Consider the following 13,400-nt stretch of genomic DNA (forward strand, 5'->3'; position numbering starts at 1 on the left):
GCGCCGGGCGGACCGGCCGGTGTCTTCACTCAGGTCGTAGCTGCTCACGTGGTGACCGCTCCCTGACGGCCGGCAAGCCCGCTCGGGGCGGGCCTATGTCGGATCACGGCGGTCACTGCTTCGGGCAGGAGTTGGCCCGGCTGAGTTCGTCGTCGGTCAGCTGGGGCTGGTCGCCCTGCGCGCCGGCCGCCGGCGGCGTGGCGTTCGGCGCGGGGGCGGACGTGCTCGGGGCCGGTGTGCTCGGCGCGGTCGGCGTCGGCGTGGTCTGCGGCGTCGAGGTCGGCGCCGCCGCGGCCGGGCCGCGGCTCTTCTCGCCCGGGGTGGGCGTGGTGGCCAGGAACGCGGCGTGGGTGGCCTGCGGCGCCTGGGCGCCCTGTGCGGGGGCCGTCGCCTTGGCGGCCTTCTGGCAGAGCTGGACCCAGCCGTCGAGTTCCTGGACGGTCGACTGGGCGTCCTTCAGGCTGCTGACCGAGATGGTCTTGCTCACGTGGGCGCGCTGGTCCTGCGGCAGCCACTTGAGCTGGACGCCGCTGTACGAGGAGTGCACCGAGGACAGGCTCAGGCCGGCCAGGTTCTGGTTGATGCCCTGGTAGACCGCGACGTGGTCGCCGTCCTCGCCGATGTAGTACTGGTCCTGGGTCCACTGGTAGCCGAAGTAGCCGGCGCCGCCGAGCAGGCCGAGCGCGACCAGGACGGCCAGCGGGATCGTCAGGCCCCGGCGCTTGCGCTTCGCGGGAGGCTCCTCGTCGAAGTCCTCGGTGCCGTACACCGAGGGTTCGGCGGAGCCGTAGCCGTACTCGCCCTCGTAGCCCTCGGCCGGGCCGAAGCCGCCGGGGCCGCCCTCGTAGCCCTCGGCGGGGCCGAAGGCGCCCTGCGGGCCGCGGCCGAGGCCGGCGGCGCGGCCGGCCGGGGTGTCGGCGATCGAGCGGTCGGCGGCGGCCGAGGACGGCGGGGCGTCGGCGACCGCGCCGACGACCACCGGGACGTCGTTGAACCGGCCGCTCATGGTGTCCGTGGCGCCGACGTCGATGACGTCGGCCACGATGCAGGTGATGTTGTCCGGGCCGCCGCCGCGCAGTGCGAGCTGGATCAGCTCCTGCACGGTCTGCTCGGGCGCGTAGAAGCTGCCGAGGGTGTCCTGGAGGGTCTGGTGGCTGACCGGGCCGGAGAGGCCGTCGGAGCAGATCATGTAGCGGTCGCCGGCCCGGACCTCGCGGATCGACAGGTCGGGCTCGACCTGGCCGCGGCCGTCCAGCGCCCGCATCAGCAGGGAGCGCTGCGGGTGGGTCTCGGCTTCCTCGGGCGTGATCCGGCCCTCGTCGACCAGGCGCTGCACCCAGGTGTGGTCCTGGGTGATCTGCACCAGCGCACCGTCGCGCAGCAGGTACGCGCGGGAGTCGCCGACGTGGACCATGCCCATCCGCTGACCGGTCCAGAGCATGGCGGTGAGGGTGCAGCCCATGCCCTCCAGCTGCGGGTCCTCCTCGACCATCTGCCGGAGCCGGTCGTTGGCGCCCTGGACGGCGTCGCCCAGCAGGGTCAGCAGGTCGGCGCCCGGCACGTCCTCGTCCAGCCGGACGATCGAGCCGAGCACCTCGGAGGAAGCGACCTCGCCGGCCGCGGCGCCGCCCATGCCGTCGGCCACGGCAAGCAGCCGCGGCCCGGCGTAGCCGGAGTCCTCGTTCCCCTCCCGGATCAGTCCCTTGTGGGAGCCGGCGGCGAAGCGCAGCACCAGGGTCATGCGACCTGTGCCCCCCTCTGGGTCATGGACGGGATGCTGTCCCTCATGCGCTACTACTTCCGCAGTTCGATGACGGTCCTGCCGATACGGATCGGCGTGCCCGGCTGGAGCGGGGTGGGCGCGGTCAGGCGCTGCCGGTCCAGATAGGTGCCGTTGGTGGAGCCTAGATCCTCGACCGTCCACTGCCCAGTCTGATCCGGATAGATCCTGGCATGCCGGGAGGACGCGTAGTCGTCGTCCAGCACGATGGTGGAGTCGTGCGCACGGCCGAGCGTGATGGTCTGTCCCTGCAGCGCCACGGTGGTCCCGGCCAGCGAGCCCTGGACCACGACGAGCTGGGTGGGGGCGCCGCGGCGGCGCCCGCCGCCGCCCTGGGTCTGGCCCGTCGCCGCCGTCGCGGCGGAGGCGGCCGGGGAGGGCGTGGGGCGACCCGCGGCCGTGGGGGACGCGCCGCCGCCGGCCGTGGCGCTAGCGCCGCGACGGGAGGACCGCGGGTTCACCTTGGTGCCGAAGAGGTCGCTGCGGATCACCTGGATCGCGACGATGACGAACAGCCACAGCACGGCCAGGAAGCCCAGCCGCATGACCGTGAGGGTCAGTTCTGACATGGCCGTCCCGCCAGTCGGTGAGCGAGGCGCGCGAACAATTCGGACACTACCCTTCGACCTGCCGGTAGACGATGGTGGTGGAGCCCACGACGATTCGCGAGCCGTCGCGGAGCGTAGCGCGCTGGGTGTGCTGTCCGTCCACCACGATGCCGTTGGTGGAGCCCAGGTCGAGCACCATCGAAGGGGTTCCGGGCCGGATCTCGGCGTGCTTGCGGGAGACTCCGGGGTCGTCGATCCGCACGTCCGCCTCGGTCGAGCGGCCGAGCACGCAGGCCGAGCCGGTGATCTGGTGGCGGGCGCCGTTCACCTCGATCCAGCGGCGGAGCGAGGTGCCGCCGTGGCCGGCGCCGGGGAAGGCCCGGACGTTGCCGCCGGCGGGCGCGGGCTGGCCCGGGGGCATCGCGGGGGGCGCGGCCGGCGGCGGGGGCGCGCCGTACGCGCCGGCGCCGGGCTGCTGCCACGGTGCGCCGGGGGCCGGGGCGGCCGGCGGGCGGTCGTAGCCGGGCTGCTGCTGCGGGGCGTACTGCTGGGGCTCCTCGGCGGCGAGGGTGCGGCTGCGCACCCGGTACAGACCGGTGTCGAGGTCGTCGGCCTTCTCCAGGTTCACCTGGAGCGGGCCCATGAAGGAGTACCGCTGGGCCTCCGCGTACTCGCGAACCATGCCGGCGAGCTCGGTGCCGAGTTGGCCGGAGTACGGGCTGAGGCGCTCGTGGTCGTGCGGGCTCAGCTCGACGATGAAGTCGTTCGGCACGACGGTGCGGTCGCGGTTCCAGATGCTCGCGTTGTTGTCGCACTCGCGCTGCAGCGCCCCGGCGATCTCCACGGGCTGGACCTCGGACTTGAACACCTTGGCGAAGGTGCCGTTGACGAGACCCTCGAGCCGCTGCTCGAACTTCTTCAGCACTCCCATGGGGCACCCCCTTCCAGGGTTCGTTCGCCTGCCTGCCGGCCGGATCCCGACGGGGAAACGGTCGCGCCTACTTGCGGTACTTCCGTACTGATCGTATCCACGCCGGGCCCTTCCATACGGTTCCCGGACCGTGTGGTGGCCGGGGGTGGGCTCGGACACACAGGGTGACGCATCCCGGGTGCGGGACGCCAGGTGTGCCCGTCGGAGCGCCGCCCGCCCTTCGTGCACGCGTTCGTCGAGCTTCCGTTCGGATGCGGTCGGTCCCGTCCGACGACGGATTCGGAGCTGCCCTCCTGGTCGTGCTAATGTTTTCCACGTCGGAAGGGCCGCCCGGAAGGGAGGCCGGTCCAAGGAAACGCGAAGTCCTCATGGTACCGAGCGGTTCGGAAGATCGGTCGGCAACGAGGACAACACCCATGCGCGGGTGGCGGAATAGGCAGACGCGCTGGATTCAGGTTCCAGTGCCCGAAAGGGCGTGGGGGTTCAACTCCCCCCTCGCGCACAGCGAAGCCCCGCAGATCTACGGATCTGCGGGGCTTTCTCGTCGTTCCGCGCTCCCGGCCCGCGACTGCCCGCCGGGAGCGGGCCGCGATCGGATCAGGAGCGGGTGGCGGGCAGGTCGGCGCGGACCTCGAAGCCGCCGTCCTGGGTCGGGCCGGCGGTGAGGGAGCCGCCCAGCAACTGGGCGCGCTCGCGCAGGCCGACCAGGCCGTGGCCGCCGCCCGGAAGCGTCTCGGCCGGGCGGCCCGGCGGAGCCCCGTTGCGCACCTCGACCCGCAGCCGGCGCCCCTTCGCCCGGACCCTCACGTGCACCGCCGCCTCCGGGGCGTACTTGGTGATGTTCGTCAGCGCCTCCTGCACCGTGCGGTAGGCGGCCCGCTCCACCGCCTCCGGCCACGGGCGGTCGCCGGGGCTCAGCTCGGCCTCGGCGGCCAGGCCGCTCTCCGCGATCAACCGGGGCAGGTCGGCCAGCCGGGGCTGCGGGGCGAGCGGGGCGTCCGGCAGCCGGCCGGTGGTGCCGCGCAGCACCCCGACCATCTGGCGCAGCTCTTCCAGGGTCCGGACGGACAGCTCGCGGATGGTCCGGGCGGCCGTGACCGCGGCCGGGTCGGCGGTGCTGACCTGGAGCGCGCCGGCCTGGATGCTGATCAGGCTGACCTGGTGCGAGACCACGTCGTGCATCTCCCGGGCCAAGCGGCCCCGTTCGCTGATCAGGACCCGCTCGGCCAGCAGCCGGCTCTCCCGCTCCTGGCCGCGGGTCAGTTCGTCCAGGCGGGCGGCCAGCTCCTGCCGGGTGCGGGCGAGCAGACCGGTGGCGGCCGGCCCGGCGGCCAGCATCACGTCCTGGATGGCGTCCAGGGCGGTGCTCCGGCTGAGGTCGACGAGCGGGGTCGGCAGCGGCCAGTGGAAGAAGGTGACCAGGGTGAACAGGGTCGCGCAAGGGAACAGCACCTTGGCGGCGGAGCGCTGGGTGGCCACCGTGTACACGGCGGTGATCGGAGCCAGCCAGATCGCCTCCACCCAGGTGCCCGGCATGGTCGCCAGCAGCACCGTCACCGGGAAGCGGCGGCGCCAGAACAGTGCGACGGCGGCCAGCGTGGAGAGTGCCATCTGCCACCAGGTGGCGTCCCGGGCCACCAGCGCGGCGTCCACCAGGGAGTACAGGACGGGCAGCAGCAGCATCAGCCAGGGGGCGGTGCACCAGGTCGGCAGTCGTCTGGACGGCGGCTGGCCGGTGGGCGTCATGCCCCGTCGCCGGGCTTGGGCCGGACCAGGCCGGCCCGGTGGGCGAGGACCGCGGCCTGCACCCGGTTGGCGGCGCCCAGCTTGCCCAGGATGGCGCTGATGTGGTCCTTGACCGTGCCGGTGCCGAGGAAGAGCCGGTCGGCGATCTCGGCGTTGGACAGGCCCTCGCCGAGCAGCGCCAGGACGTCGAGCTCCCGGCCGGTGAGGGTGCGGGCGAGCGCGGTGGCCTCGGCGTCCGGGCCGCCGCCGTCCACGTAGCCGCCGATCACGGTGCGGGTGACGGTCGGGGAGAGGATGTTGCCGCCCGCCGCGAGCACCCGGACGGCGTGCACCAGCTGTTCCGGGGCGGTGTCCTTGAGCAGGAAGCCGGTCGCCCCGGCGCGCAGTGCGGTGCCGATGAACTCGTCGGTGTCGAAGGTGGTGAGCATCGCCACGGCGGGCGGGTCGGGCAGGGCGCGCAGGCGGCGCAGCACGGAGATGCCGTCGAGGTCCGGCATCCGGATGTCGAGCAGCACCACGTGCGGGCGCAGCCGCTGGACGTGCTCCTCGGCCTGGCCGCCGGAGCAGTCGCCGACCACCTCCAGGTCGAGGGCGGAGCCGACGATCAGGCCGAGGCCGGAGCGGACCAGGATCTCGTCGTCGACGATCAGCACGCGGGTGGTGGTGATGGTGCCTCCTCGGTTCGGGGCGGCCGGGTCGGGGCGGTCCGCGTGGGTCGCTTCGAGGGTAGGGGTAGCCGGGGCGGGGTGCCGAACGCTCGGGGGCGGCCACCCCCGCCGTTCGGCGGGGGTGGGAATCCGCTACCCGGTTCACGCAATTCTCAGGCTCGGTGGGGAACCATGGAGTTGGCTGACTCTTTCCGGCCCGACCGCCACCTGGGCGGACGTCCGAGCGGGGGTCGCCGGTCAGTCCGTCGGCCCCGTGCGGGCGCTCGGCGTCGGGCCGTTCGCGGATGCGCTCCACCATCTGATCGTTTGGAATTGAGCTGTGTCGTCCACTGTGAAGTCGGAGCCGTCCGCCACCTCCAACGGGCCCCGGCCCGTCGGCGTGCTCGCCCGCTGGCGTCCGAGGGCCGCCGTGGCCTCCGTCTGGTACCTGCGGCTGATCGCGCTGCTGAACGTGGCCACCGTGCTGCTGGTGCCCTTCCGCGACCAGGTCAGCGAGCACAACGAGGGTGAGTACTTCACCCCGTACCTGATGACCTCGGGCCTGGCCAGCGCGGTGCTGTCGATCTTCCTCGCCGTCGCGATGCGGCGGCGCAAGCGGGCCGCGTGGATCTTCAACATGGCGCTCGGCGGGGCGTTCGCGCTGCTCTACCTGGCGGCCATGCTGGTGCCGGACGAGCGGTTCGACAAGCACCTGCTGAACTACTTCTCCACCGTCCTGACCTGCCTGTTCGTCCTGGCGCTGGTGGTCGGGCGCAAGGAGTTCACGTCCAAGGGCGACAGTTCCAACCCGAAGACCGCGGCGGCCACCTTCGTCGGCGGGCTGGTGGTCGGCGGCGGTCTCGGCGCGCTGCTGGTCTGGATCACCAACGAGCTGTCCGGCGCGGACTTCTGGGACCTCTTCCGGTACTCGGTCGGCCGGATGATCACCGTCACCCCGTCCGAGCACCTGCGTTCCGTGATCACCGCCCCGACCTGGGTGAACGCCGCGATCAACGCGATGGGCGCGGTGCTCTTCCTGCTCGTGCTGTACGTGGCCTTCCGCAGCCCCCGGGGCAAGGAACTGCTCAACCCGGAGGACGAGGCCAAGCTGCGCGGCCTGCTGGAGAAGCAGGGCGAGCGGGACTCGCTCGGCTACTTCGCGCTGCGCCGGGACAAGGCGGTGATCTTCTCGCCCAGCGGCAAGGCGGCGGTCACCTACCGGGTGGTCGGCGGGGTGTCGCTGGCCTCGGGCGACCCGATCGGCGACCCGGAGGCGTGGCCGGGGGCGATCGACGCGTGGCTGGCCGAGGCGCGGGAGCACGCCTGGGCGCCGGCCGTGATGGGTGCGTCCGAGGAGGCCGGGGTGATCTACGCCCGGCACGGGCTGGACGCGTTGGAGCTGGGCGACGAGGCGATCGTCGAGCTGGACGAGTTCTCGCTGGACGGCCGGGCGATGCGGGTGGTCCGGCAGGCCTACAACCGGGTGAAGCGGGCCGGGTACACGGTGCGGATCCGCCGCCACGAGGACATCTCCGAGGCGGAGATGGCCGCGCTGGTGGCCAAGGCCGACGAGTGGCGCGACGGGGCGACCGAGCGAGGCTTCTCGATGGCGCTGGGCCGGCTCGGAGACCCGGGCGACGGCCGCTGCGTGATGCTGGAGTGCAGCGACGGGGAGGGCGAGCTCAAGGCACTGCTGAGCTTCGTCCCGTGGGGCCCGGACGGGCTCTCGCTGGACCTGATGCGCCGGGCCCGGGACACCGAGAACGGCCTGATGGAGTTCATGGTGATCGAGATCCTGCAGCGCGCCGAAGAGGTCGGACTGAAGCGGGTGTCGTTGAACTTCGCGATGTTCCGATCCGTTTTCGAGCGCGGTTCGCGCCTGGGGGCCGGCCCGGTGCTGCGGCTGTGGCGTTCCGTCCTCGGATTCTTCTCGCGCTGGTGGCAGATCGAGTCGCTGTACCGCGCCAATGCCAAGTACCGGCCGATCTGGGAGCCGCGCTACCTGCTCTTCGAGAAGAGCAGCGAGATCCCGCGGATCGGCATCGCGAGCGCGCGCGCCGAGGGTTTCATCGTCGCGCCGAGCCTTCCCGCCCTGTTCCGACGCCGGCACGCCCGGGCCGCCGTGGTGGCGCCCCGGACGCCGGTGGCAGCGCGGGACGGGAAGGGGTAGCCCTCCGTCGGGGGGCGGAGGGGGCCAGCGGCCGGATGGGGGTCCGGTGGGGGATCTTTCTCCCCCCTGAGGATGACCCTTATCCCCATCCATGCCGATGTGCCCTTTGTTAACAGGCTTCTAATGTTGGAGTAGACAGAAGTTCGGGGATTCGGAGAAAACGGTTGTGATTCACAGGACCCACGCGGGGGGCGTGCGACCGGGGCCGCTGGCGGTAGCCAGAACGGCCGTTGTCGCCGAGTGGGGAACGTTGTTCGCGGTGGTCCGGGAAACGGTGGTGCGAAAGAAGTTCGCCGCCGTTCCGCTGGCCACGCTGGCGACGTCTCTGATCCTGCTGTTCAGCATCGTCCAGCACCTGCCGGGCGGTGAGCGCTTCGTCAGTCACATCGGCGTGGTGCGGGCGGCGCTGCCGCTGGAGGTCTCGCTGCTGCGGACCCCGCTGTCGTTGTACGTGCCGGCGCTGGACCTGCCGGTCTGGGGGGCGCTGGCCCAGGTGTTCGTGGTCTTCGCCATCGCCGAGATCGTGCTCGGGCGGCGGATGACCCTGGTGGTGGCCTACGCCTGCACCCTGGCGGGCACGATGTTCGCCCGGTTCGGGGTGGCGATGGGGCCGGGCCACCTGTTCGGCTTCCCGAAGTGGGTCGCCTACGTGCGGGACACCGGGCCGTCGGCCGCGGTGGTGGCGCTGGCGATCTGCATCGCGTTCCGCTGCCGGGCCTGGTTCACCGCCGGCCTGGTGGTGACCCTGATGGTCGGCGAGGCGGTCGTGCTGCCGAACCTGGCCGGCCTGGAGCACGTGGTGGCGGTGATCACCGCGCTGCTGATCGCCGTCGCCGTCGAGGTCTTCGGGGACTTCTGGCCGCGGGTGCTGGCCGGGGTCGGCGCCGCCACCTCGGTGGCCACGGCCGCCTCCCGGGAGGTCGCGGCGGAAGCGCGGCGGCGCCGGTCGGCGGGGGCCGTCGCCCCCTGAGGAGCACGGGATCCGCTCTGACGGCCTGGGTACGGGCGGGCGCCCGTACCCAGGCCGTCAGGCGTGCGGGAGGGGGAGTTCGAACCAGACGACCTTGCCCACCGCCTTGCGGGCGGTGCCCCAGCGTTCGGCGAGCTTGGTGACCAGGGTGAGGCCCCGGCCGGTCTCGCCGAACTGCTCGGCCGGCTCCAGCGACGGCAGGTTGTGGTTGTCGTCGCTGACCTCGACCAGCAGCTTGTCCACCCGGATCAACTGGAGCTGGACACGGTCCCGGGCGACCCGGACGGCGTTCGTCACCAGCTCGCTGACCAGCAGTTCGGTGGTGTCGCTGAGCGCCTCCAGGTGCCAGCCGGCCAGCCGCTCGCGGACCAGCGCCCGGGCCCGGCGGACCTCGCGGTGGTCCACGGTGAGGTCCCAGGTGGCCACCTCCGTGGGGGCGACCCCGTCGAAGCGGGCCACCAGCAGGGCGACGTCGTCCTTGCGGTCGTCCGTGTGCAGCCGTCGCAGCACCTCGTCGCAGGCCTGCTCGGGGCTCTGCTGCGGGTCGATCAGGTTGCCGCAGAGCGCGGCCAGGCCCGCCCCTATGTCCCCGCCCCGCACCTCGACCAGGCCGTCGGTGCACAGCACCAGCATCGAGCCGTCCGAGACGTCGATGGTCTTGGCGACGAACGGCACCCCGCCCACGCCGATCGGGGCGCCGGCCGGGATCTCCAGCAGTTCGCCGGTGCCGTCCGGGTGCACCAGGACGGGCGGGACGTGGCCGGCGCTGGCCAGCTCGCAGGTCCGGTTGATCGGGTCGTAGACGGCGTACAGGCAGGTCGCGAGGTGGTCGTCGCCGAGCTTGTGGGCCAGGTTGTCCAGGTGGCGCAGCAGCTGGCCGGGCGGCAGGTCCAGGGCGGCGAGGGTCTGCATCGCGGTGCGGAAGCGGCCCATCGCGGCCGCCGAGTGCAGGCCGTGGCCCATCACGTCGCCGACCACCAGGGCGACCCGGCTGCCGGGCAGCTGGATGGCGTCGAACCAGTCGCCGCCGACCTCGGCCTTGGGGTCGCCGGGCAGGTAGCGGTGGGCGATCTGCACGCCGGGGATCTGCGGCGGGCGGGTCGGGATCATCGAACGCTGCAGGGTGGTGGCGACCCTCGCCTCGGCGCGGTGCAGCCGGGCGTTGTCCAACGACAGGGCGGCGCGGACGGCCAGTTCCTTGAGCGTCGCGGCGTCGCTCTCGTCGAAGGGGGCGCGGTCGGGCAGCCGGAGCAGCTTGAGGATGCCCAGCACGGTGCCGCGGGCGGAGAGCGGGACGACCAGCATCGAGCGGCCGGAGACCACCGGGGCCAGCCGGACGCCGCCGAGCGCGATCGCGTAGTCGACCGCGACGTCCGCGCTGACCACCGGGACCAGCACCGGCTGGTTCAGCTGCAGGGCCATCCCGGGCGGGGTGCGGCGGGGCATGCTGACCAGCGAGCCCTCGGAGAGCACGTGGTCCCAGGCGCCTCCGGTCTCGTTGCAGACCAGGGCGACCCGGCGCAGCATGGTGTCGTCGTCGGGGCGGGAGACCGGCAGCTCGGAGTCCGAGATCAGCCCGTCCACCAGGTCCACGCAGGCGAAGTCGGCGACCCGGGGGACCAGCACCTGGCACAGCTCGTGGGCGGTGAAGCCGAGGTCCAGGGTGGTGCCGACCTTGCCGCCGACCTCGTTCAGCAGGGCCAGCTGCTCGCCGGCCTGCCCGTTGGTGAGGAACGGGCCGAGCCGCCCGGGCGGCGGCACCGCGGGGCTCGCGGGGGCGGGGACGGGCACGGTGCCGGGCGGGGCCTGGTCGGCGCTCGGCGGTGGGTGGCCGTTGGCGGACGGCTCGACGGCGGCGCGGTCGATGGCGTCTCCTCCTGTGCCGGACGGGGGTGCCTCCCGGCCGGAGGCCGGGGGAGGGACGGACGGGCCGCTGCCCGTCGGGGCGCCGCCGACGGAGGCCACCGGCCGGGCGACGGGCAGGGCGGCCGACGGGACGCCACCGGCGGTGCCGGACAGGACGGTGCCGGACGGGACGGTGCCGGACGGGACGGTGCCGGACAGGACGGTGGCGGGCCGGGTGGTGGCCTGGCCGGCGGGCTGGGGGGCCGGCCGCTCGGCGGCCTCCCGTGGGGCGGCCTCGCGCTGGGCCGGCATCGGGGTGGTCGGGCGGCGGCCGGGAGCGGCCTGCTCTGGCTGCGGCGGCGGGCCGACCCGGGCGGCGCGCTGCTGGGGCGTCGGGTAGCGGCGGCCCAGGCCGGCGGCCGCGTGCGCCGTCCCGCCCGGGGCGTCGGCGGGCAGCACCGGCAGCACGGTGCCGGCGTCCAGCCGCAGGGCGGGCAGCCCGCCGTGTTCGACCGCCGCCAGCAGCGGCGCGCGCAGGGCGGCGGGCAGCAGCCCGGCCAGGGGCTCGGGGACGCGGTCGGCGGGCGCGGTGAGCGCCGCGGTCAGCCCGTGGAAGCCGCCCCGGGCGGCGGAGGCGGCGGTGAAGGGCAGCAGCCGCTCGCCGAGCGCCAGCCGGGGGCCGGCGGTGCGCAGCGGGCGGGCGTCCGCGGCCAGCGCGAGCAGGCCGCCGGACGGGCCGGACAGCGGGTACGCCCACCAGAGCACGTCGCGCTGGTGCTCCTCGCGGTCGGTGACGGTCAGCCGGCCGGCCCAGGGGCGGCCGGTCGAGGTCAGCTCGGCGAGGGTGTCGAAGGCGTCGCAGGGGCGGCGGACGGAGCAGCGGCCGTGCGCCCGCGACTCCACGGCGGGCAGCAGGCCGGAGGCCGGGCGGTCGTGGGCGACCTCGGCGCGGTGCCCGAACAGTTCCTCGGCGGCCCGGCTCCACTGCGCGATCCGGCCGGACCGGTCGACCAGGACGAGGGCGAGCCGGACGAGGGCGGCCACCCCCGTCGGGCGGTCGCCCGGTGCGGCCCCGTCGGCCGCCGGACGCGGTGTGGAGTTGGACTCGGCCACCATGGATTCGCTCTGCTCCCGCCTGGCCGCCGCGCCTGGAGGCGGCCGTCGCTCCGGAGGAAGGCACGCTGTGCGGATACCAGCGAAGCACGGACCGGGGCGGGCACGTCACCGAAACGGGGAGATTCCTCAGTATCGGTTGCGTGTCGCGCGGCGCACGCCGGTCGCCGCCTCCGGTTCACCCGGTCGGGGCTTTCGCGCACGGCGGTAGGGTGGCAGGCCGGGCCGCCCGTACGGGGCCCGCAGGACGCAGCCGGCCGGACGAGACAGAGGCGAGAAGTGAGCGCGCAGAGCCCCGCCCGCTGGACGGACCCGGAACAGCAGGAGCTGGAGGAGCGGGTCGCCGCCGCCGAGCTCGCCTGGCTCAGCATGGACGTGGACGTCCAGACGCTGCGGGTCGAGATCGACAACTTCGCCCTGATCCACCACCAGCTGCTCGGCCCGCTCTACGCCCGGCTGGACGAGCTGGACGCGCTGGTCGCCGAGGCCGTCGCGGCCCGCACCGGCCGGCCCGAGGACCGGCGCAGGGCCGCCGAGGCGCGCCGGCAGGTCGAGGAACTGCCCGACCTGGACGCGCTGTTCGACTCCGTCCGGGAGCAGTCCGGTCAGGGCCAGGAGGCCGCCCCGCCGCCGCCCGCCGCGCCGACCCGGGTGCGGCCCGGCAAGGACGCCCAGCGGATCTACCGCGATCTGGTCCGCCGCGCCCACCCGGACCTGACCACCGACCCGGACGAGCAGCAGCGCCGGGCCGCGTTCCTGGTCCGGGTCAACGAGGCCTACGCGTACGGGGACGCCGCCGCGCTGGAGGGCCTGGCCGCCGAGTGGTCCACCGCGCCCGAGGCCGCGCCCGCCGTCGACTCCCCCGACCGGTCGGACTGGCTGCGCCGCCGGCTGGACTGGCTGACCGCCAAGATCGCCGAGACCGCCACCGAGCAGGTCCGGCTGGAGCAGACCCCGATGGGCGAGCTCCTCGCCCTCGCCCCGCAGGACCCGGACCGGCTGCTGGAGCAGCTCGCCGAGGAACTGCTGGCCAAGGCCGCCGAACGGCAGGCCGAGCTGGAGCGGCTGCTCGGCGGCCGCGCGCCGGCGGGCGGCCAGGTGCCCGCGGACGGCCGCGCACCGGCGCCGGTGGGCGACAATGGCACGGACCCGACCCTCCCCCAGCCTCCGGCCGGGAGGCACCCCGATGCCCAGGAGAGCCACACGATGTTCGCGCAGATCCCCACCGCCGACGCCGCCGCCGTGCCCGCCGACGCCACCCTGCTGGACGTGCGCGAGCAGGACGAGTGGGACGCCGGGCACGTGGACGGCGCGCTGCACATCCCGCTGGGCCAGGTGATCGCCCGGCTCGGCGAGCTGCCCGACGACAAGCTGTACGTGCTCTGCCGGGTCGGCGGCCGCTCCGCGCAGGTCGTCCAGTACCTGGTGCAGCAGGGCCGCGACGCGGTGAACGTGGACGGCGGGATGTACGCCTGGCAGAGCGCGGGCCGTCCGATGGTCAGCAGCACCGGCCAGGAGGCCTTCGTCCTCTAGGGGCTGGTCCCCGGGGCCGCTCCCCCCGGCAGGGCCCTCGGGCCCGGCGCCCGGTAGGGCAGGATGGGCGCGCGCGGGCGCGCCGGTACCGGGCCGGGGCCGCCCGCGGACCGGGCT

The 13,400-nt window shown here is 74.1% G+C and carries 9 protein-coding genes and 1 tRNA gene; 4 read left to right on the forward strand and 6 right to left on the reverse strand.

Going from position 1 to position 13,400, the window contains the following annotated elements:
- Positions 1-112 precede the first annotated feature (112 nt).
- Genes IF30_RS0106505 through IF30_RS0106515 form a run of 3 tightly spaced genes read right to left on the reverse strand, consistent with a single transcriptional unit; the run spans position 113 to position 3,259 of the window.
- Complete coding sequence (locus IF30_RS0106505) at positions 113-1,741, reverse strand: PP2C family protein-serine/threonine phosphatase (protein WP_030233203.1); 1,629 nt, start codon at positions 1,739-1,741, stop codon at positions 113-115.
- Between the two features lie 53 nt (positions 1,742-1,794).
- Positions 1,795-2,349: an FHA domain-containing protein FhaB/FipA gene (locus tag IF30_RS0106510; RefSeq protein WP_030233206.1), complete on the reverse strand. Its 555-nt coding sequence runs from the start codon at positions 2,347-2,349 to the stop codon at positions 1,795-1,797.
- A 46-nt stretch (positions 2,350-2,395) separates the two neighbouring features.
- Positions 2,396-3,259 (reverse strand): FhaA domain-containing protein, encoded by an 864-nt coding sequence (locus IF30_RS0106515; RefSeq protein WP_030233209.1) that lies wholly within the window; start codon positions 3,257-3,259, stop codon positions 2,396-2,398.
- 418 nt (positions 3,260-3,677) lie between these two features.
- Here IF30_RS0106515 and IF30_RS0106520 point away from each other — a divergent pair.
- Positions 3,678-3,761: transfer RNA gene (locus IF30_RS0106520), tRNA-Leu, on the forward strand.
- Positions 3,762-3,856: 95 nt separating this feature from the next.
- Here the strand turns inward: IF30_RS0106520 and IF30_RS0106525 are convergent.
- Together IF30_RS0106525 and IF30_RS0106530 are read right to left on the reverse strand one after the other, a co-directional pair.
- On the reverse strand, positions 3,857-5,005 hold the full coding sequence (locus IF30_RS0106525) for a sensor histidine kinase (protein WP_030233212.1): 1,149 nt from the start codon (positions 5,003-5,005) through the stop codon (positions 3,857-3,859).
- Positions 5,002-5,655 carry a response regulator gene (locus IF30_RS0106530; protein ID WP_234322617.1) on the reverse strand — a complete coding sequence of 218 codons (654 nt, stop codon included), beginning with the start codon at positions 5,653-5,655 and terminating at the stop codon, positions 5,002-5,004. The genes IF30_RS0106525 and IF30_RS0106530 overlap by 4 nt, the downstream gene beginning before the upstream one ends.
- Before the next feature lie 337 nt (positions 5,656-5,992).
- On the opposite strand from IF30_RS0106530, the gene IF30_RS0106535 reads away from it, so the two are divergent.
- Both IF30_RS0106535 and IF30_RS47545 read left to right on the forward strand, forming a co-directional pair.
- Positions 5,993-7,822, forward strand: coding sequence for a phosphatidylglycerol lysyltransferase domain-containing protein (locus IF30_RS0106535; RefSeq protein ID WP_078891174.1), 1,830 nt, complete (start codon positions 5,993-5,995; stop codon positions 7,820-7,822).
- 277 nt (positions 7,823-8,099) lie between these two features.
- Positions 8,100-8,792: a hypothetical protein gene (locus tag IF30_RS47545; protein ID WP_158834796.1), complete on the forward strand. Its 693-nt coding sequence runs from the start codon at positions 8,100-8,102 to the stop codon at positions 8,790-8,792.
- Between the two features lie 57 nt (positions 8,793-8,849).
- Here IF30_RS47545 and IF30_RS43255 read toward each other — a convergent pair whose 3' ends face one another.
- Positions 8,850-11,753 carry a SpoIIE family protein phosphatase gene (locus IF30_RS43255; RefSeq protein ID WP_063752507.1) on the reverse strand — a complete coding sequence of 968 codons (2,904 nt, stop codon included), beginning with the start codon at positions 11,751-11,753 and terminating at the stop codon, positions 8,850-8,852.
- A 276-nt stretch (positions 11,754-12,029) separates the two neighbouring features.
- Between IF30_RS43255 and IF30_RS47550 the strand changes: the two genes are divergently transcribed.
- Positions 12,030-13,283, forward strand: coding sequence for a rhodanese-like domain-containing protein (locus tag IF30_RS47550; protein WP_063752509.1), 1,254 nt, complete (start codon positions 12,030-12,032; stop codon positions 13,281-13,283).
- The last annotated feature ends 117 nt before the right edge of the window (positions 13,284-13,400 follow it).

Source organism: Streptomyces sp. NRRL S-350 (assembly GCF_000719705.1).
In the GTDB taxonomy this organism is placed as follows: domain Bacteria; phylum Actinomycetota; class Actinomycetes; order Streptomycetales; family Streptomycetaceae; genus Kitasatospora.

Excerpts from the sequence above, each read along its gene's own strand:
- IF30_RS0106505 (WP_030233203.1), bottom strand. The coding sequence starts at position 1,741 with ATGACCCTGGTGCTGCGCTTCGCCGCCGGCTCCCACAAGGGACTGATC.
- IF30_RS0106510 (WP_030233206.1), bottom strand. The coding sequence starts at position 2,349 with ATGTCAGAACTGACCCTCACGGTCATGCGGCTGGGCTTCCTGGCCGTG.
- IF30_RS0106515 (WP_030233209.1), bottom strand. The coding sequence starts at position 3,259 with ATGGGAGTGCTGAAGAAGTTCGAGCAGCGGCTCGAGGGTCTCGTCAAC.
- IF30_RS0106525 (WP_030233212.1), bottom strand. The coding sequence starts at position 5,005 with ATGACGCCCACCGGCCAGCCGCCGTCCAGACGACTGCCGACCTGGTGC.
- IF30_RS43255 (WP_063752507.1), bottom strand. The coding sequence starts at position 11,753 with ATGGTGGCCGAGTCCAACTCCACACCGCGTCCGGCGGCCGACGGGGCC.